18 protein-coding genes are annotated in these 19,293 nt (G+C 71.2%); 16 read left to right on the top strand and 2 right to left on the bottom strand.

The window, feature by feature from the left end; genetic code table 11:
• Positions 1-24: 24 nt before the first annotated feature.
• The 6 genes from sucC to AB0L65_RS03355 all read left to right on the top strand — a co-directional run bounded on the left by sucC (position 25) and on the right by AB0L65_RS03355 (position 7,011).
• Positions 25-1,155 (top strand): ADP-forming succinate--CoA ligase subunit beta, encoded by a 1,131-nt coding sequence (gene sucC, locus AB0L65_RS03380; RefSeq protein ID WP_364239876.1) that lies wholly within the window; start codon positions 25-27, stop codon positions 1,153-1,155.
• Positions 1,155-2,042 carry a succinate--CoA ligase subunit alpha gene (gene sucD, locus AB0L65_RS03375; RefSeq protein ID WP_364239874.1) on the top strand — a complete coding sequence of 296 codons (888 nt, stop codon included), beginning with the start codon at positions 1,155-1,157 and terminating at the stop codon, positions 2,040-2,042. The genes sucC and sucD overlap by 1 nt, the downstream gene beginning before the upstream one ends.
• Positions 2,039-2,803 carry a TIM barrel protein gene (locus AB0L65_RS03370; protein ID WP_364239873.1) on the top strand — a complete coding sequence of 255 codons (765 nt, stop codon included), beginning with the start codon at positions 2,039-2,041 and terminating at the stop codon, positions 2,801-2,803. The genes sucD and AB0L65_RS03370 overlap by 4 nt, the downstream gene beginning before the upstream one ends.
• Positions 2,800-3,660 carry an NAD(P)-binding domain-containing protein gene (locus AB0L65_RS03365; RefSeq protein ID WP_364239872.1) on the top strand — a complete coding sequence of 287 codons (861 nt, stop codon included), beginning with the start codon at positions 2,800-2,802 and terminating at the stop codon, positions 3,658-3,660. Before AB0L65_RS03370 ends, AB0L65_RS03365 begins: the two co-directional genes overlap by 4 nt.
• A gap of 83 nt (positions 3,661-3,743) precedes the next feature.
• On the top strand, positions 3,744-5,447 hold the full coding sequence (gcl, locus tag AB0L65_RS03360; RefSeq protein WP_364239870.1) for a glyoxylate carboligase: 1,704 nt from the start codon (positions 3,744-3,746) through the stop codon (positions 5,445-5,447).
• Between the two features lie 10 nt (positions 5,448-5,457).
• Positions 5,458-7,011, top strand: coding sequence for an aldehyde dehydrogenase family protein (locus AB0L65_RS03355; protein ID WP_364239868.1), 1,554 nt, complete (start codon positions 5,458-5,460; stop codon positions 7,009-7,011).
• Here the strand turns inward: AB0L65_RS03355 and AB0L65_RS03350 are convergent.
• Complete coding sequence (locus AB0L65_RS03350) at positions 7,008-7,358, bottom strand: DUF6703 family protein (protein WP_355208086.1); 351 nt, start codon at positions 7,356-7,358, stop codon at positions 7,008-7,010. The two genes, AB0L65_RS03355 and AB0L65_RS03350, sit on opposite strands and share 4 nt — an antisense overlap.
• 93 nt (positions 7,359-7,451) lie before the next feature.
• Here AB0L65_RS03350 and AB0L65_RS03345 point away from each other — a divergent pair, with 93 nt between their 5' ends.
• The 10 genes from AB0L65_RS03345 (at position 7,452) to AB0L65_RS03300 (ending at position 18,467) form a co-directional block, all read left to right on the top strand.
• Complete coding sequence (locus AB0L65_RS03345; protein WP_192791193.1) at positions 7,452-7,739, top strand: antibiotic biosynthesis monooxygenase; 288 nt, start codon at positions 7,452-7,454, stop codon at positions 7,737-7,739.
• Between the two features lie 95 nt (positions 7,740-7,834).
• Positions 7,835-9,220, top strand: coding sequence for a glycine--tRNA ligase (locus tag AB0L65_RS03340; protein ID WP_350725101.1), 1,386 nt, complete (start codon positions 7,835-7,837; stop codon positions 9,218-9,220).
• Between the two features lie 342 nt (positions 9,221-9,562).
• Positions 9,563-12,673 carry a M14 family zinc carboxypeptidase gene (locus tag AB0L65_RS03335; protein WP_364239866.1) on the top strand — a complete coding sequence of 1,037 codons (3,111 nt, stop codon included), beginning with the start codon at positions 9,563-9,565 and terminating at the stop codon, positions 12,671-12,673.
• 122 nt (positions 12,674-12,795) lie between these two features.
• A complete protein-coding gene (locus AB0L65_RS03330; protein ID WP_350725105.1) occupies positions 12,796-12,942 on the top strand; it encodes a hypothetical protein in 147 nt (48 codons plus the stop codon).
• Complete coding sequence (locus tag AB0L65_RS03325) at positions 12,939-13,934, top strand: MoxR family ATPase (protein WP_364239864.1); 996 nt, start codon at positions 12,939-12,941, stop codon at positions 13,932-13,934. Before AB0L65_RS03330 ends, AB0L65_RS03325 begins: the two co-directional genes overlap by 4 nt.
• Positions 13,931-14,863 (top strand): DUF58 domain-containing protein, encoded by a 933-nt coding sequence (locus tag AB0L65_RS03320; protein WP_364239862.1) that lies wholly within the window; start codon positions 13,931-13,933, stop codon positions 14,861-14,863. Before AB0L65_RS03325 ends, AB0L65_RS03320 begins: the two co-directional genes overlap by 4 nt.
• A complete protein-coding gene (locus AB0L65_RS03315; protein ID WP_364239860.1) occupies positions 14,860-15,804 on the top strand; it encodes a VWA domain-containing protein in 945 nt (314 codons plus the stop codon). Before AB0L65_RS03320 ends, AB0L65_RS03315 begins: the two co-directional genes overlap by 4 nt.
• The gene (locus AB0L65_RS03310) at positions 15,801-16,628 is read left to right on the top strand and encodes a trypsin-like peptidase domain-containing protein (protein WP_364239859.1); all 828 of its coding nucleotides are present in this window, start codon (positions 15,801-15,803) and stop codon (positions 16,626-16,628) included. The genes AB0L65_RS03315 and AB0L65_RS03310 overlap by 4 nt, the downstream gene beginning before the upstream one ends.
• A 10-nt stretch (positions 16,629-16,638) precedes the next feature.
• Positions 16,639-17,304, top strand: a complete 666-nt coding sequence (locus AB0L65_RS03305) for a response regulator transcription factor (RefSeq protein WP_363967309.1) — start codon at positions 16,639-16,641, stop codon at positions 17,302-17,304.
• Positions 17,301-18,467 carry a HAMP domain-containing sensor histidine kinase gene (locus AB0L65_RS03300; RefSeq protein WP_364239857.1) on the top strand — a complete coding sequence of 389 codons (1,167 nt, stop codon included), beginning with the start codon at positions 17,301-17,303 and terminating at the stop codon, positions 18,465-18,467. The genes AB0L65_RS03305 and AB0L65_RS03300 overlap by 4 nt, the downstream gene beginning before the upstream one ends.
• Here AB0L65_RS03300 and AB0L65_RS03295 read toward each other — a convergent pair.
• Positions 18,464-19,126: a hypothetical protein gene (locus tag AB0L65_RS03295; protein ID WP_364239855.1), complete on the bottom strand. Its 663-nt coding sequence runs from the start codon at positions 19,124-19,126 to the stop codon at positions 18,464-18,466. The two genes, AB0L65_RS03300 and AB0L65_RS03295, sit on opposite strands and share 4 nt — an antisense overlap.
• Positions 19,127-19,293 lie beyond the last annotated feature (167 nt).

The raw sequence follows: 19,293 nt of genomic DNA, 5'->3' as shown, positions 1-19,293 counted from the left end.
ATACCGTCTACAAAGGAGGCTCGAATGGACCTGTACGAGTATCAGGCGAAGGAGCTCTTCGGGCGTCACGGGATCCCGGTCCCGGCCGGCAGTATCGCGGCCACCCCGGCGGAGGCCCGCGCGATAGCGGCCGAGCTGAACGCGCCCGTCGTCATCAAGGCCCAGGTGAAGACCGGCGGACGCGGCAAGGCGGGCGGGATCAGGACCGCGGCCGGGCCGGTCACCGCCGAGGCGGAGGCCGAGCACGTGATCGGGATGGACATCAAGGGGCACGTCGCGCGCAGCGTGCTGGTCGAGACGGCGACCGTGCCGTTCGAGGAGTACTACGCGGCTTTCCTTGTCGACCGGGCTGAGGGCGGTTTCCTGGCGATGGTGTCCGGCCGGGGAGGCATGGAGATCGAGGAGTTGGCCGCCACCGACCCCGACGCCCTGGTGCGGCTGCCGGTCGACCCGGTGACCGGCGTGGACGCGGACGCCGCGCGCCTGCTGGCGGCCAAGGCGGGGCTGCCCGAGCAGGCGGCCGAGGTGCTGGAGAAGTTGTGGCGGGTCCTGATCGCGGAGGACGCCCTGCTGGTCGAGGTGAACCCGCTGATCTGCACCACCGACCAGCGCATCGTGGCCCTCGACGGCAAGGTCACCCTGGACGACAACTCCGCGTTCCGGCACGCCTGGGAGTACGGGGAGGCCACCGGCAGCCTGGAGGACCGCGCCCGGGCCAAGGGCCTGAACTACGTCAAGCTCGACGGCCGGGTGGGCGTGATCGGCAACGGCGCCGGGCTGGTCATGAGCACGCTCGACGTGGTCGCCGGGGCCGGGGCCGCCCCCGCGAACTTCCTGGACATCGGCGGAGGCGCGTCCGCCAAGATCATGGCCGACGGGCTGGAGATCATCCTGGCCGACCCCGACGTGCGCTCGGTGCTGGTCAACGTCTTCGGCGGCATCACCGCCTGCGACGCGGTGGCCAGCGGCATCGTCACCGCGCTCGAGCTCCTCGGCGAGCGCGGCCTGGCCAGGCCCATCGTCGTACGCCTGGACGGCAACAACGCCGAGGTGGGCCGGCGCATCCTGAGCGACGCCCGGCACCCGGCGGTCCGGCAGGTCTCCACCATGGACGGCGCCGCCGAGATGGCGGCCAGACTCGCGGCAGGTGCGTGATGGCGATCTTTCTGACCAAGGACAGCCGGGTGCTCGTGCAGGGCATGACCGGCGCGGAGGGCACCAGGCACACGGCCCGCATGCTGGCCGCGGGCACCGACGTCGTGGCCGGGGTGACGCCCGGCAAGGGCGGCCGGTCCGTGGACTTCGGCGAGCGCTCGGTGCCCGTGTTCGGGTCCGTGGCCGAGGCGATGGGGGAGACCGGGGCCGACGTCTCCGTGGTGTTCGTGCCGCCGCGCTTCACCGGCCCGGCCGTGGAGGAGGCGGTCGAGGCCGGGATGCCCCTGTGCGTGGTGATCACCGAGGGCGTCCCCGTGCACGACGCGGTGCGCTTCCGCGCACTCGCGCACGGCCGCACCAGGATCATCGGCCCCAACTGCCCGGGGCTCATCAGCCCGGGGCAGTCCTCGGCCGGGATCATCCCCGCCGACATCACCTCCGCCGGGCGCATCGGGCTGGTGTCGAAGTCGGGCACGCTGACGTACCAGCTCATGTACGAGCTGCGCGACCTCGGCTTCTCCACCGCCGTCGGCATCGGCGGCGACCCGGTCGTCGGGACCACCCACATCGACTGCCTCCAGGCGTTCCAGGACGACCCCGGCACGGACGCCATCGTCATGATCGGCGAGATCGGCGGCGACGCCGAGGAGCGGGCCGCCGCCTACATCGCCGCGAACGTCGGCAAGCCCGTGGTCGCCTACGTGGCCGGGTTCACCGCGCCGGAGGGCAAGACGATGGGGCACGCGGGCGCGATCGTGTCCGGTTCGTCCGGCACCGCCCAGGCCAAGAAGGAGGCGCTGGAGGCGGCCGGAGTCCGCGTCGGCCGCACCCCGTCGGAGACCGCCCGCCTCATGCGCTCTGCCCTGAGCCGGCGGGGTGCGGCGTGAGATTCGCCGTCAACTTGTCGATTCTCTTCACGGAGCTGCCGCTGCTGGAGCGGCCTGCGGCGGCGGCCAAGGCCGGGTTCGACGCGGTCGAGCTGTGGTGGCCGTTCGGCGTCCCCGACCCCGCGGGCGTCGAGGTGGCGGCGCTGCGGCAGGCGATCGAGGACGCCGGGGTGCGCCTGACCGGCCTCAACTTCGACGCGGGCGACATGGCCGCCGGCGAGCGCGGCCTGCTGGCCAGGCCGGACGGCTCCGCCCGGTTCCAGGCCAACATCGACGTGGCGGTCCGGCTGGCGGGCGAGCTCGGCTGCGGCGTGCTCAACGCCCTGTACGGCAACGATCCCGGCACCGACCGGGCCCTGGCCGTGGCGAACCTGCGCGGGGCGGCCGACGCGGCGGCCGCGATCGGCGCGACCGTGGTGGTCGAAGCCCTCAACTCCCACGAGAACCCGAAATATCCGATCACGTCGTCGCAGGCGGCGTTCGAGCTGATCGATGAGGTGGACCGGGAGAACGTGGCCTTCCTGGCCGACCTCTACCACCTGCACCGGATGGGCGAGGACGTGCTGGAGCTCATCGACCGGCACAGCGCCAGGTTCGGCCACGTGCAGATCGCCGACGACCCCGGCAGGGGACACCCCGGCAGCGGCCGCATGCCGTACGACGAGATCTTCGCCCGGCTGGCGGCGGCGGGCTACCGGGGCCACGTCGGCCTGGAGTACCGGCACCAGGGGCCGGGCGCGTTCGACTGGAGGCAGGCGTGAACATCGGGTTCGTCGGTTTGGGGATCATGGGCAGCCCGATGGCGGCCAACCTCCTCAAAGCCGGACATGTCGTGACCGGTTATGACGTGAGCGCCGAGCGGGTCGAAGAGCTCGTCGGCCTCGGCGGCAAGGGCGCCTCCGGCGTGGTCGACGCGGTCGGCGGCGCCGAGGTGGTGATCACGATGCTGCCCGACTCGCCGCAGGTGGAGGAGGTCGCGCCGCTGATCGTCGAGTACGGCCGCCCGAACCTGCTCTACATCGACATGAGCACCATCAAGCCCGAGACCTCCCGCTGGGTCGCCGGGCAGGCGGCGGCCGCCGGCGTACGGGCGGTGGACGCCCCCGTCAGCGGCGGCGAGCGCGGCGCGATCGACGGCACCCTGTCGATCATGGTGGGCGGGGCGGCCGAGGACGTCGAGGCGGCCCGGTCCGTCCTGGGCACCCTGGGCACGACCGTCGTGCACGTCGGCCCGGCCGGCGCGGGACAGACCGTCAAGGCGGCCAACCAACTCGTCGTCGGCGGCATCTACGGGCTAGTGGCGGAGGCGATCGTGCTGCTCGAAGCCTCCGGCGTGGACCCCCTGGCGGGGCTGGACGTGCTCGCGGGCGGCCTGGCGGGCTCCAGGATCCTGGAGCTCAAGCGGCACACCATGGTCCGGCGGGAGTTCAACCCCGGCTTCCGGATCGACCTGCACCACAAGGACATGGGCATCGCCGTCGCCGCCGCCCGCGAGGCCGGGGTCAGCCTGCCGCTGACCGGGCAGGTCGCCCAGCTCGTGGCCGCGGCCCGGGCGCAGGGCCACGGCTCGCTCGACCACTCCGCCCTCCTGAAGGTCGTGGAAAGGCTGAACGCGTGAGCGAGCGAAGCGAGAGAACCAGAAGCACGGCCAAGGGTTTTTCCGCGGGCGACGAAGGAGCCCGCGGAAAAAGGATTCCGTGCATGGAGGCCGTGGTGGCGGTGCTGGAGTCGGAGGGGGTGGACACCGTCTTCGGCATCCCGGGCGCGGCCATCCTGCCGCTCTACGCCGCGCTCCAGCACAGCTCGATCAGGCACGTCACCGTACGCCACGAGGAGGGCGGCACCCACGCGGCCGACGGCTGGTCCAGGGTGACCGGGAACGTCGGCGTCTGCATCGGCACCTCCGGCCCCGCCGGCACGAACATGATCACCGGCCTCTACACCGCCCTGGCCGACTCGATCCCCATGATCTGCGTCACCGGCCAGGCGGTCTCCTCCAAGCTGCACCAGGAGGCGTTCCAGGCGGTGGACATCGTGGAGATCGCCCGGCCGGTGACCAAGTGGGCGGTGCAGCTCAAGGAGCCGGCGCAGGCGCCGTGGGTGTTCAGGGAGGCGTTCAGGATCGCGCGGTCGGGGCGGCCCGGCCCCGTGCTCATCGACCTGCCGGTGGACGTGCAGCGCGGGACCTGCCTGTACGACCGGGAGCTGGACGCGCCGCTGCCCGTCGAGGAGCACGCGCCGCTGCCCAGAGCCGTGCGCAAGGCCGTGGACCTGCTGGCCGAGGCCAGGCGGCCGATCATCCTGGCCGGCGGCGGCGTGATCATCGCGGACGCGTCCGACCAGTTGCGCGCGCTGGCCGAGCACCTCCAGGTGCCCGTGCAGGTGACGCTCATGGGCAAGGGCGCCTTCCCCGAGGACCACCCGCTGTTCGCGGGCATGGCTGGCATCCAGACCCAGACGCGGTGGGGCAACGCCGCCTTCCTGGAGAGCGACCTGGTGCTGGCCATCGGGGCCCGCTTCGGCGACCGGCACACCGGCGATCTCGACGTCTATCGCCGGGGCCGCACGTTCGTGCACGTGGACATCGAGCCCACGCAGATCGGCCGGGTCTTCGAGCCCGACCTCGGGATCGTCGGGCACGCCCGGCCGGTGCTCGGGGAGCTGCTGCACGAGGCGCGCCGGCGCGGCGGGCCGCGGCAGCCGGGCAAGTGGGTGCGGAAGGTCGCCGACCTGCGCAGGACGATGGCCCGCCGCGACGACTTCGACGACGTGCCGATCAAGCCGCCCCGGGTGTTCAGGGAGATCAACGAGTATTTCGGCAGGGACACCACGTTCGTCACCGCCATCGGGCTCTACCAGATCTGGTCGGGCCAGTTCCAGACGACCTACCTGCCGCGCCGCTACCTGGTGTGCGGGCAGGCCGGGCCGCTGGGCTGGGAGGTGCCCGCGGCGATGGGCGTCAAGTGCGCGCATCCGGAGCGGCAGGTCGTGGCGGTGGTGGGCGACTACTCCTTCCAGTTCCTCATGGAGGAGGTGGCGGTGGCCGCCCAGTACCGGATCCCGTTCGTCATCGTCATGATCAACAACGAGTACCTGGGCCTCATCCGGCAGGCCGAGATCCCGTACGACATGAACTACGCCGTGGACCTGCACTACGGAGAAGGCGGCATCGACCATGTCAAGGCCATGGAGGCGTTCGGCTGCCCGGCGCGCCGGGTGGAGCTGCCGGGCGACATCCGGGACGCGCTGGCCTGGGCGACGGCGGAGTCGGCGCGGGAGCGGCTGCCGGTGCTGGTGGAGGTGATGGTGGAACGCGAGGCCAACGCCGCCATGGGTCCGTCGCTGGAGGCGATCAAGGAGTTCGAGCCGCTGCCCGAGCTCATCACCGCCGACTGGTCCGACTGAGGAGGAGCGCATGCGGATCAAGCCGGGTACGGCCTGGCGGGACGCCTACGAACGGTGCTGTTCGGCGGCCCCCGAGGCATTCCACGACGACCGGGTGCTCAACCACTGGGGCGGCATCTGGCACCGCGACGGGCGCCCCGTGCCCGGCTTCTCGCCGCTGGACGGCACCGCCATCGCGGGCCTGCCCCGGATCGACCGGGCGGGCGCGGGACGGGCGGTGGCGGGCGCGGTGGAGGAGCACCGGCGCTGGCGGCACCTGCCGCTCGCCGAGCGCAAGGCGATGGTGTCGGCCGCCGTCGAGTCGATGGCCGCCCACCGCGACCTGCTGGCCCTGCTGCTGGTCTGGGAGATCGGCAAGCCGTGGAAGACGGCCTGCGCGGACGTGGACCGCTGCCTGGACGGCGTGCGCTGGTACGTGGCCGAGATCGACCGCATGGTCGCCGGCCGGATGCCGCTGCCCGGGCCCGTCAGCAACATCGCGAGCTGGAACTACCCGATGAGCGTGCTCATGCACGCCATGCTCGTGCAGGCGCTGGCCGGCAACGCGGTGATCGCCAAGACCCCCACGGACGGCGGCCTGTGCTGCCTGACGCTCGCCTGCGCGCTGGCGGTGCGGGAGGGGCTGCCGTTCACGCTGGTGAGCGGGGGAGGGGCGGAGCTGTCGCCGGTGCTGGCCGGGGGGCGGGCGCTGGGCAGCGTGTCGTTCGTGGGCGGCCGGGACGCGGGGGCCAAGGTGGCGACCTCGCTGGCCGACCTCGGGCGCAGGCACGTGCTGGAGCAGGAGGGGCTGAACTGCTGGGGCGTGTGGGAGTACGGCGACTGGGAGCTGCTCACGAGGCAGATCCGGGCGTCGTTCGACTACGGCAAGCAGCGGTGCACGGCCTATCCGCGGTTCGTGGTGCGGCGGTCGCTGTTCCACGAGTTCTTGGGGGCGTACCTGGCGGCGGTGGGGTCCCTGCGGTTCGGCCATCCGCTCGCGGTGGCCGATCCCGGCGATCCGCTGCCGGAGCTGGACTTCGGGCCGCTGATCAACGCCTCCAAGGCCAAGGAACTGGCCGATCAGGTGGACGAGGCGGTGGCCAGGGGAGGGGTGCCGGTGCACCGGGCGTCGCTCGACGCCGGACATTTCCTGCCGGGGCAGGATATTTCGGCGTATTTGGCGCCGACGGCGCTCCTCAACCCGCCCCGCTCCTCACCCCTCTTCCACGCCGAGCCGTTCGGGCCCGTGGACACCATCGTGCTGGTGGACACGGAGGCCGAGCTGCTGGCCGCCATGAACGCCAGCAACGGCGCCCTGGTGGCCACGCTGTCGTGCGACGAGGAGGAGACATTCCACCGGCTGGCGCCGGAGGTGCGGGCGTTCAAGGTGGGGCACAACCGGCCACGCTCGCGCGGCGACCGCGAGGAGCTGTTCGGCGGGCTCGGGGCATCCTGGCGCGGCGCGTTCGTCGGCGGCGAGCTGCTGGTGCGGGCCTCCACCACGTCCTCCACTGCGTCCTCCACCGGGGGCCCGGACGGCGAGCGCCTGCCGGGCAACTTCCCGCACTACACCCTGTTGCCCTAGGGGGCGATGAGGCCGAAGCGGGTCGCCGCCAGGAGCACGAGGAAGGTCAGCATGGCGACCCGCATCACCTTTCCGCCGATCCCCAGCGACGGCCACGACAGGTACGCCAGCCAGCCGATGAAGGCGATCGCCGGCAGCACGGCCACGCCGCCCAGCGGGTTGGCCACGGCGAACCCGGCCAGCAGCAGGACCACCAGCACCGTCGGCGCCGTCCATCGGGGCACCTGCGTGAACAGGTAGGTCATCGGCACGGCGCTGCGCCGCTCGACGGCCTTGCGCAGGCCGGTCGCGCCCGGCGTGAAGAACTGCTCGCCCTTGGGAAGCGGGCGCTTGCTGTCTGGGGCCACACCCAGAGCCTACGGGACACGGGGCCGCCGAGCGGGCGGGCCGCCTGACCGGGTCGGCGCATCAGACGGGCGTACCGCGTTTAATCTGGTCGGGTGCTCGCCGTGATCCGATACACCGTTCCAGAGTCCCAGTCCCAAGATTTCGTCAAGCAGGGCCACACCATCCTTGACACGTTCGCCGCCCAGCCGGGCTACCAGCGTGGCAGGCTGGCCCGTTCGGTCGATGAGCCCAACCTGTGGGCCCTGGTCACGGAGTGGGAGGGTGCCGGTTTCTACCGCAGAGCGCTCTCCGCCGCCCGGATGGTGATGTATCCACTGATGATTCTCATGGTCAACGAACCCAGTGCGTTCGAGGACGTTTACACGCAGGAAGGCGCTTAACGATTACTGGCGCGCGAGAGGGTCCGTGCGTCCCCTAAGCTGGGATCTCACCAATTTCACTCGCCGACCTCCAGCCGGAAAGAGAATCAACCAAAATGGCACGACGCACCGACGTCATGGACACCATCGTCAGCCTCGCCAAACGCCGCGGGCTCGTCTACCCGTCGAGCGAGATCTACGGCGGACTGCGCGCGTCGTGGGACTACGGTCCACTGGGTGTCGAGCTCAAGAACAACGTCAAGCGGCAGTGGTGGCTGTCGATGGTCCAGTCGCGCGACGACGTGGTGGGCCTCGACTCCAGCGTGGTGCTGGCCCCCGAGGTGTGGCGGGCCAGCGGTCACGTCGAGACCTTCACCGACCCGCTGACCGAGTGCCTCTCCTGCCACAAGCGCTTCCGCGCCGATCACCTGATCGAGGCGTACGAGGAGAAGAACGGCAAGGAGCCCGAGGGCGGCCTGGCCGACATCACCTGCCCCAACTGCGGCAACAAGGGCACCTTCACCGAGCCCAGGCAGTTCAGCGGCCTGCTCAAGACCTACCTCGGCCCGGTCGAGGACGAGTCGGGCCTGGCCTACCTGCGCCCCGAGACCGCGCAGGGCATCTTCATCAACTACCTCAACGTGCAGCAGTCGGCGCGCAAGAAGATCCCGTTCGGCATCGGCCAGATCGGCAAGTCGTTCCGCAACGAGATCACGCCGGGCAACTTCATCTTCCGCACCCGCGAGTTCGAGCAGATGGAGATGGAGTTCTTCGTCAAGCCGGGCACGGACGAGGAGTGGCACCAGTTCTGGATCGACGAGCGCTACCGCTGGTACTCCGACCTGGGCATCAACAAGGACAACCTGCGCCTTTACGAGCACCCGAAGGAGAAGCTGTCCCACTACTCCAAGCGCACCGTCGACATCGAGTACCGCTTCAACTTCACCGGCTCCGAGTGGGGTGAGCTCGAAGGCGTCGCCAACCGCACCGACTTCGACCTGACCGCCCACTCCAAGGCGTCGGGCACCGACCTGAGCTTCTTCGAGCAGGACACGGGGGAGCGCTACGTCCCCTACGTCATCGAGCCCGCGGCCGGTGTCGACCGCGCCACGCTGACGTTCCTGCTCGACGCCTACAGCGAGGACGAGGCCCCCAACGCCAAGGGCGTCATGGAGAAGCGCACGGTCATGCGGCTCGACCACCGGCTCGCGCCGGTCAAGGCCGCGGTGCTGCCGCTCTCGCGCAACGCCGACCTGTCGCCGAAGGCCCGTGACCTGGCCGCGCAGCTGCGCCGCCGGTGGAACGTCGAGTTCGACGACGCGGGCGCCATCGGCCGCCGCTACCGGCGCCAGGACGAGATCGGCACGCCGTTCTGCATCACGGTCGACTTCGACACGCTCGAGGACCACGCGGTGACCATCCGCGAGCGCGACTCGATGGCCCAGGAGCGCATCTCCATCGACGGCGTCGAGTCCTACCTGCGCCAGCACCTGAACGATTAATTTCGTCCAGCGCTCGTCTCACGGGCCGCCCGCCGTTCTTACGGCGGGCGGCCCGTTGCGCGTTCACCACCACGATCTTTTACGGCTGCGCACGGTGGGCCCCACCCGCCGCACCGGGCCGAGGGCCCTCCAGGGTGACGCTTCTCCGCCTCACCGCCGCGCCACCGTGACGCGCGCAAGCTTGACCGGCGGATGGGCCTCCCTACGAATCCGGACGTGCCCTGGATTACATAGTTCGAAATTTGACCACATGTGGCCGTCTTGATTGACAAGCCCCCTGGCAGACACGGACATTGCGGGCATCCCTAGCAGCCATTCGGGGGCTGATTTCTCGGAGGCGCGATGAAGCGCGCATTAATCATGTTCGCCGGCACCCTCCTGTTACTCGGTTCGTTCACCATCCCGCCCGCGTCGGCGGTGCCCAAGCCCGCTCCGGGCCCCGACGGCGTGTTCGTCTACACCGGCGAGCTCACCGCGGACCAGGTGGCCAAGCTCGTCGCGGCCGGCGTGGACCGCGAGGAGATGCGGATCGTCAAGCGGGCGAACGGCAAGGTCACCATCGAGGTGGTCCTCGCCGCCGCGCTGGCCGGCACGCTCGCCAAGCAGGGCGTCACCCTGAAGGCCCAGACCGCCGACAAGGCGCGGCTGGCACAGAAGGGCGACGGGGTGTTCAAGAAATACGCGGGCGCCGGCGGCATCCGCGAGGAGATCATCGCCGCGGCCGACGCCAAGCCCGGCATCGCCAAGGTCGTCAACCTCGGCAACAGCCTCAACGGCACGCCGATCACCGCGATCAAGGTGACCAAGGACGCCCGCAAGCTCGCCGACGGCAAGCGCCCGGCCATGCTGTACATGGCCGCCCAGCACGCCCGCGAGTGGATCACACCCGAGATGGTGCGGCGGCTGCTGCACCACTTCCTCGACGGCTACGGCGGCAACGCCGAGCTCACCAAGCTCGTGAACACCACCGAGCTGTGGTTCATGCCGGTGGCCAACCCCGACGGCTACGACTACACCTTCACCCCCGACAACCGGCTGTGGCGCAAGAACCTGCGGGACAACGACGGCGACGGCCGGCTCACCAGCGCCGACGGCGTCGACCCCAACCGCAACTTCGCCTACAAGTGGGGCTACGACAACGAGGGCTCGTCCAACGTCTTCTCCAGCCAGACCTACCGCGGCAAGTCGCCGCAGTCGGAGCCGGAGACCGTGGCGCTGGACAACCTGACCAAGCGGGTGCACTTCACGTACCTGCTGAACTACCACTCCGCGGCCATGCTGCTGCTGTACGGAATCGGCTGGCAGCAGGCCACGCCGTCGCCCGACGACCTGATCTTCGAGGCCATGCTCGGCGACGACGCCCACCCGGCCGTGCCCGGCTACGACCCCGACATCGGCGCCGAGCTCTACACCACCAACGGCGAGACCGACGGGCACATGACCAACCTGCGGAAGGTCATGTCGATCACGCCGGAGATGTCCACCTGCGAGGACGCGGTCGAGCGGAACCCGAACGACGAGTGGACGCTCGACGACTGCGCCGGCGGGCTGGGCTTCACCTTCCCCGACAGCGAGGCGCTGATCCAGGACGAGTTCCTCAAGAACGTCCCGCTGGCGCTGGCCGCGGCCAAGACCGTGCACACGCCGGACACCCCGGTCTCCGTGGTCGGGCGCACGGTGCCCGACTTCGCGCCGGACTCCTTCAGCGTCTCGTACGGCGACCCGCAGCCGGTGGCGGTCACCGCCCGCAGGTCGCTGCTGGGCAAGGTGCTGCGCTTCCGCGTCAACGGCGGCCCGGCGCAGACCAGGCCGCTGTCGGAATGGCAGGGCGGCAAGCGGTACGGCGACGAGAACGACCTGTTCTTCGCCGAGTACCGCGGCACCGTGAGCGGCGCGAAACCGGGGGACAAGGTCGAGGTCTGGTTCCAGGGCTTCAAGCAGGGCACCGGGCTCGTCTCCAGCTCGCACTTCACCTACACCCTGGCCAAGGACTCCGCGGCCAAGGTCCTGATCGTCGCCAACGAGGACTACACCGGCTTCAACCCGGACTACCCGCCCTCGGTGACGGCGCCCAAGCACACCACGACGTACAAGAAGGCCCTCCAGGCCGCCGGGTACGCCTCCGAGACCTGGGACGTGGACGCGCAGGGCGTGCCGGACCACCTGGGCGTGCTGTCGCACTTCAAGGGCGTCGTGTGGGAGCTGGGCGACAACCGGCTGTCGATGGACCAGCAGGACCTGGTCACCGTGACCCCGCTCGGTAACCTGCCCGACGCGGACGTCAAGCGGTCGCAGCAGGACCTGACCGTCTCCATCCGCGACTACCTCAACGAAGGGGGCAAGCTCCTCTACACCGGCGAGACGGCCGCGTACTACGGCATTCTCGACACGATCGTCGGAGGCATCTACTACGGCATCGACGGCGACCCGGACGGCGACTGCGTGGTCACCACGATCCAGGGCCTGTTCGACGAGTGCCTGCTGCTGGCCGACGACTTCACCCAGTACTACATGGGCGTCGGCGGGCGCATTGCGCGCAACTCCCCGACCGGCTTCGCCGGCAAGGGCCCGCTGGCCGGGACGGGCGGCACGTTCGGCGGTCCTGCCACGGTGGACAACCCGCTGGACGAGGCGGGGGTGCTGCAGCCCATGGGCACGGACCTGCCCAGGTTCACGGGCACTCCGGCGGCCGGCTACACGCTCGGCGCGGGCGGTCCGTTCGACCCGATCGAGGGCCAGTGGTACGTCAGGGGGCCGCACGCGGACGACTCGTACATGCGGCTGACCAGGACGGTCAACCTGGGAACCGTGACGGCGGCGCAGCAGCCGAGGCTGGGCTTCCAGCTGTCCTTCGACACCGAGCCCGGCTATGACAACGTCATCGTCGAGGCCCACACGATCGGCCAGGACAACTGGACCACGCTGCCCGACCTCAACGGCGGCACCGACAGCACCGTGCCGTCGGAGTGCGAGGCCGGCTTCTACCTGGGCGAGCACCCGTGGCTGGGGCACTACCTGACCGGTGGCAACCCCTGCACGGCCAGCGGCACCAGCGGCTCCTGGAACCGGTTCACCGGTGACTCCGGCGGCTGGAAGCAGGTCGCCTTCGACCTGTCCGCCTACGCGGGCCAGCAGGTCGAGGTGTCGATCAGCTACGTGACCGACCCGAGCACGGGCGGCGTGGGGGTGTTCGTGGACGACACGCGGGTCACCACCACCGGCGGCACCCTCGACTCCGAGGGCTTCGAGACCGGTCTCGGCCCCTGGGCCGTCCCCGGGCCGCCGGCGGGCAGCCCCACCGGCGGCGGCGACTTCGCCCGCGCGCAGGCGGACACCACGGCCGCCGTCTCCACCAAGGACACGGTGCTGCTGGGGTTCGGGCTGGAGCAGCTCGCCAACGACAACGAGCGGAACGCGACGATCAAGAAGGTGATGAAGTACCTGATCGGCTGATCCCCGCCTGACGGACGGCCACCCGGTTGCGGGTGGCCGTCCCTTTTCGCGGTAAGGACCGAAAGATCATGTAAAGACGAGGGTTACGCGGGTTTTCGCGGTCGCTTGATGACATGCGTCCTATGCGTACATCACGTTTCGCTCTTGTGCTGCTGGCAGCGGGCGCCGTGCTCATGACGGGAAGCGCCGCGTTCGCCGATCCCGATCCGTCCGCGCTGGAGCTGCGGGTGGTCGTGGACGACTGCTATCACTCGGTGGTTCAGCCATGACCGACCCCGCGCTGCTCGAACGGGCGTTGTTCGAGGTGAAGCGGGTGATCGTGGGTCAGGACCGCATGGTCGAGCGGCTGCTCGTGGCGGTGCTCGCCAAAGGCCACTGCCTGCTGGAAGGCGTGCCCGGCATCGCCAAGACGCTGGCCGCCGAGACCATGGCCACCGTGGTCGGCGGCACGTTCGCCCGCATCCAGTTCACACCCGACCTGGTGCCCGCCGACATCGTCGGCACCAGGATCTACCGGCCGTCGACCGAGACCTTCGACATCGAGCTCGGCCCGGTCATGGTCAACCTGCTGCTCGCCGACGAGATCAACCGGGCGCCCGCAAAGGTGCAGTCGGCGCTGCTGGAGATCATGGCCGAGCGGCAGGTCAGCATCGGCGGGGTCTCGCACGACGTGCCGAGGCCGTTCCTGGTGCTGGCCACCCAGAACCCGATCGAGTCCGAGGGCGTCTACCACCTGCCCGAGGCGCAGCGGGACCGCTTCCTCATGAAGATCGACGTGGACTATCCCAGCGAGTCGGAGGAGCTGGCGATCGTCTACCGCATGAGCGTGGACCCGCCCGTCCCGCACCCCGTGCTGGACCCCGCTCAGGTCGTCGCGCTCCAGCGGCGGGCCGAGGAGGTCTTCGTGCACCACGCCGTGGCCGAGTACGCCGTCCGCCTCGTCTACGCCACCCGCGATCCCGACCGGTTCGGGGTGGAGGACGTGCGCCGGCTGCTGGCGTTCGGGGCGAGCCCCAGGGCCACGCTCGGCCTGCTGGCGGCCGGGCGGGCGCTGGCCCTGATGCGGGGGCGCGACTACGTGCTGCCGGAGGAAGTGCGCGACCTGGCGCACGACGTCATGGCGCACCGGCTCGTGCTCTCCTTCGACGCGCTGGCCGACGGGGTGGCGCCCAGGCAGATCGTGGACCGGGTGCTGGCGGCCGTCCCGCTGCCCGTCATCGCCCCCCAGCAGCAGTCACAGCTGAACGAAGCCGTGGCATGAGGCCGTACCTGATGGCCGAGCCCGCGCTGCGCCGGCTCGAGCTGACGATCACCAGGAGACTGGATGGACTGCTGCAGGGGGAGCATCTGGGACTGGTCCCGGGGCCGGGGAGCGAGCCGGCGGAGACCCGGCCGTACCAGGCGGGCGACGACGTGCGGCGGATGGACTGGAACGTCACCGCCCGCACCAACGAGCCCCATGTCCGGGACCTGGTCGCCGATCGCGAGCTGGAGATCTGGGCGCTGCTCGACGCCACCGCCAGCATGGACTTCGGCACCGCGGCCATGGAGAAGCGGGAGCTGGCCGTGTCGGCGCTGGCGGCGGTCGGCTTCCTCACCCAGCGGACCGGCAACCGGATCGGCACCCACCTGCTGCACGGCGGCGGCGTCAGGACGCTGCCCGCCAGGACGGGCCGGCCGCATCTGATGGCGCTGCTGCAGGCGGCCTTCGCGCTGCCCCGCACCCCGCCCGGGGTGGCCGAGCCGCTGCTGGGCGTGGCCGCCGACCAGCTCGGCCGGGTGGTACGGCGCCGCGGCCTGGTCGTGGTCGTGTCGGACTTCCTCGACGCGCCCGAGACCTGGGAGCTGCCGCTGCGCAAGCTCACCGCCAGGCACCAGGTGCTGGCCGTGGAGGTGCTCGACCCGCGCGAGCTGACGCTGCCCGACATCGGGATCCTGACGCTGGTCGACCCGGAGACGGGGCGGCGGCGCGAGGTCGCGACGGGGAGCGCGCGGCTGCGCCGCAGGTACGCGGAGGCGGCGGCGGAGCAGCGGGACGCCGTCGCGCAGGCGCTGCGCCGGGCCGGGGCGACCCATCTGCGGCTGCGCACGGACCGGGACTGGGTGCGCGACCTGGTCCGGCACGTCATGCGCCAGCGCCGCCTGGCCGTCCTGGCGCGCCCCGCCGGGGGCGGAGGTGATGCGGCGTGACGCTGATCGCGCCCCTGTGGTTGCTGCTGCTCGTCCCCGTGGCCGCGCTGGCCCTGGCGTACGTGGTCATGGCCTTGCGGAGCAGGACCGCGTACGCCGTCAGGTTCACCAACCTCGACCTGCTCGACAAGGTCGCCCCGAGGCGGCCGGGCTGGCGCAGGCACGTTCCGGCGGCGGCGCTGCTGCTGATGTTCGCGCTGCTCGTGATCGGGTTCGCCCGGCCGACGGCCGAGGTGCGGGTGCCGAGGGAGCGGGCGACGATCATGGTGGCGTTCGACGTGTCGGCTTCCATGAGCGCCACCGACGTGCGGCCCAACCGGTTCGAGGCGGCCAAGCAGGCGGCCAGGCAGTTCGTGGCGGGCCTGCCCGAGCGGTTCAACCTGGGCCTGGTGTCGTTCTCCTCGTCGGCGTCCGTCGCCGTGCCGCCGACCACGGACCGGCAGGCGGTGCTGAGCGCGCTCGACCGGCTCAGCACCGCCTCCGGCACCGCCATCGGCGAGGCGGTCTACTCCTCCCTGGACGCCATCGCCGCGCTCGACTCGCAGGAGGAGAGGCCGCCCGCGCACATCGTGCTGCTGTCCGACGGCTCCAACACCACGGGCCGCACGGTCGGCGACGCGGCCGCGGCGGCCTCCGGGAGGGGCGTGCCGGTCACGACCATCGCGTACGGCACGGCGGACGGCACGATCGACATCTCGGGACGCGAGATCCCGGTGCCGGTGGACGCGCCGGCGCTGCGCGGGCTGGCCGAGGCGGCCGGCGGCGGCTTCTACGAGGCGGCCAGCGGCGACGAGCTGCAGGCGGTCTACGAGGACATCGGCACGTCGGTCGGCTACCGGACCGAGCGGCAGGAGGTATGGATGTGGTTCGTGGCGGCGGGGATGGCCTTCGCGCTGATCGCGGCGGTGACGTCGATGTTGTGGTTCTCGAGGCTGCCATGAGGGGTCTGGGCAGCCCGCGCGGGCCGGAGTTCGTCACCCCGCCCGTCGTGGCGATCATGGCGCAGGATCCACCGCAGAAGGGGGCGCCGCCCAAGGGACGTCTGCTGGTGGCCGCCGCGCTCGTCGCGGCGCTCACCGGGGCGGCGGCGGGCATCGCTGGGGGTGCGGCGGGGGCGCGGCTCTCCGAAGCGGCCCCCGCCGCGGCCCTCCCCAGGGTGGCGCCCGCGCCGTCGGCCGGCCTCAGCGGGCTGAGCGCGACGGCGGCCCGGGTGCTGCCCAGCGTGGTCTCGGTGGAGACGGGCGGCGGGGGCGGCTCGGGGTTCGTGGTGGACGGCCGCGGCCACATCCTCACCAACGCGCACGTGATCAGGGGCAGCGACCGGGCGACCGTCGTGCTGAACGACGGCCGCCGGATCAGCGCCCGCGTGATCGGCGAGGACGACGACGAGGACCTGGCCGTGCTGGAGGTGGACTATCCGCGGGAGCTCACGCCCGCCACCCTCGGCAGGTCCGGCGACCTGGCCGTCGGCGACCAGGTGCTCGCGATCGGCTCCCCGCTGGGCCTGTCGGGCACGGTCACCGCCGGCATCGTGAGCGCTCTGGACCGGGAGGTACGGTTGGGCACGGCACGCCGAACGGCCGTGCAGACGGACGCGTCCATCAACCCCGGCAACTCGGGCGGCCCGCTGGTCAACGCCCGGGGCGAGGTCGTCGGGGTGAACACGGCGATCGCGTCCGGGCGGGGCGGCGGCAACATCGGCATCGGGTTCGCCATCCCCATCGACCGGGCGGCGCCGATCGCGGAACGAATCATCCGAAACTAGGGTGCGGGGCATGCGACTGCTTGTGGTGGAAGACGAGGAGGACCTGGTCGACGCGTTGCGCGTCGGCCTCGTCCGTGCGGGATACGCGGTGGACGTCGCCTACGACGCGCCTTCCGCGCATGAGAAGTTGCAGGTGAACTCGTACGATCTGGTCCTGCTCGACCTCAACCTGCCCGGCGGGGACGGCTTCCAGCTGTGCCGCAGCGTGCGCGCGGCCGGGCAGGGCGCGCGGATCATCATGGTGACCGCCCGCGACCGGCTGGACGACCGGGTGCGCGGGCTCGACGAGGGGGCCGACGACTACCTGGTCAAGCCGTTCGCGTTCCCCGAGCTGCTGGCGCGGGTGCGGGCCCTGCTGCGCAGGGACTCCGGCGCCGGCACATCGGTGCTGGAGGTGGGCGGGCTGCGGATCGACACCGCCAGGCTGGAAGTGTCGCTGCACGGAAGGTCGCTGGCGCTCACCCCCAAGGAGTACGGGGTGCTGCACTACCTCATGCGCCGCCCCGGATACGTGGTCTCCTCCGAGGAACTGCTGGAACACGTCTGGGACGAGCACGCCGACCCGTTCACCAGCACCGTGCGCGTCACGGTCGGCAACCTGCGCCGCAAGCTGCAGGAGGAGGGCCTGATCGAGACCGTGATCAGCCGGGGCTACCGGCTCAGGGAACCGGCGTGATCCACACCATCCGCTTCCGGCTCACGGTCCTCTACTCGGGACTGCTGTTCGTGCTGGCCGCGCTCGTGCTCGGCGGCACCTACTTCGCGGTCTCCAAGACCACCGACCAGCGCCCGATCACGACGGAGTTCGCCAAGACCTACAGCGGCACCACCTTCCTCGGCAAGCGCGAGGTGGTCTTCGTCGAGGAGGTCGAGAACGCGGTCAACGTCCGGACGATGGCCACGCTGCGCGACTATTCGCTGATCACCCTGGCCGGCCTCTACGTCGCCAGCCTGGGCATCGGCTGGGTGCTGGCGGGCCGCGTGCTGCGGCCGGTCAGGTCGATCACGCGTACGACGGAGGAGATCCAGGCCACCGACCTCAAGCGGCGCATCAAGCTGAACGGGCCGCGCGACGAGCTCAAGGATCTGGCCGACACGATCGACACCATGCTGGACCGGCTGGAGGAGGCGTTCAGGGCGCAGCGCCAGCTCATCGACGACGCCTCCCACGAGCTGCGCAGCCCGCTGACGATCATCCGGGCGAACGTGGACGCCGTTCTCGCCGCCCCCGAGGCCAGCGACGAGGAGCGGGCCAGGGCCGTGGCCATCGTGGACCGCGCCACCACCCGCATGACCAGGCTCGTCGAGGACCTGCTGGCCAGCGCCAGGCGGCAGGGCGGCGCGTTCGCCGACGCCGACCTCGACCTGGCCAGGATGGTGGGCGAGGCGTGCGAGGAGTACGCGGCCCCGGCCGCCGCCCGCGACCTGACGCTCACCCGGGAGCTGGGATCGGGCTTGGAGGCGACCGGCGACGCCGACGCGCTGCGCCGCGCCGTGGCGAACCTGCTCTCCAACGCCGTGCGCCTCTCACCGCCCGGCGGGGCGATCCGGGTCGCGGCGGGCAGGTCCGAGGGCTGGCTGTGGGTGGCGGTCCGCGACGAGGGCCCCGGGATCGAGGCGGCCGACCAGGCGCGGGTGTTCGACCGGTTCTGGCGCGGCGAGTCCAGCCGCCGCGACCGCCACACGGGCCTCGGCCTGGCCATCGTCCGCCAGATCGTGGAGTCGCACGGAGGGCGGGTGGCGGTGTTCTCGCGGCTGGGGGAGGGGGCCACGTTCGTGCTCTGGCTGCCGCCGCGGGACGGCGTCCCCGGCGCGCCGCCCGATCACAACCCTCTCTAGCCGACGCGCCTGCGGCAGACCGCCCGGGCGATCAGGAACGCCGGCACCGGCACCACGAACACGGCTGCCCGCAGCCCGATCACGATCATCGCGTAGGTGTCGTGCGGCACCGTGAGCAGCGCGTGCGGAGCCGGGGGCGGCTCGGGGAACCCTGGCGCGGAGTGCATCGGCGGCGCCGCCTCCGAGAACCACGTTCCCGCCCACAACACGGTGAAGAACGCGATGACCGCGATGCCCAGCGCCGTGCGCACCGGGGCCTGCGCGGGCCGGTCGAGCAGGTGGTGGTGGTCGCCGTCGCCGGTGAAGCGCCGTTCGAGGAACGGATAGAGCAGCAGGATCCCGAAGAAGACCGTCAGGATCAGCGGCGGGATCCAGAGCCCGGGCTGCAGGACGTACCCGCCGACCGTGATCTCCCACGGCGGGACGAGCCGCTGCGCGCCGTCCAGCACCCCGAAATACCAGAACGGCTGCGCCGACGGGACGTAACCGCCCGAGCTGTACGCGCCGTGCTCCCACACCGGGTTGACCCGGACGAACGTGGCCAGCGCCGCGATGGCCCCCATCGTGAACAGCGCGGTCGCGCCGTTCTTGACCGCGAAGTAGGGAAAGAACGGGCCGCCGCTGACCCGGCCTTCAGCGTCCGCCGTGGCCCTTCGCACGTGTTCATGGTCGCGACCGCTTCGCTCCTCGTTGGCTCGTCCCTCGCTCTCTCGTCGCGAGCTCCTTCGCTCGTGTTCATGGTCGCGACCGCTTCGCTCCTCGTTGGCTCGTCCCTCGCTCTCTCGTCGCGAGCTCCTTCGCTCGTGTTCATGGTCGCGACCGCTTC

It is taken from the genome of Nonomuraea sp. NPDC052116 (genome assembly GCF_040680035.1).
Lineage (GTDB): Bacteria > Actinomycetota > Actinomycetes > Streptosporangiales > Streptosporangiaceae > Nonomuraea > Nonomuraea angiospora_A.
This window is presented reverse-complemented; position numbering and strand designations above follow the sequence as displayed.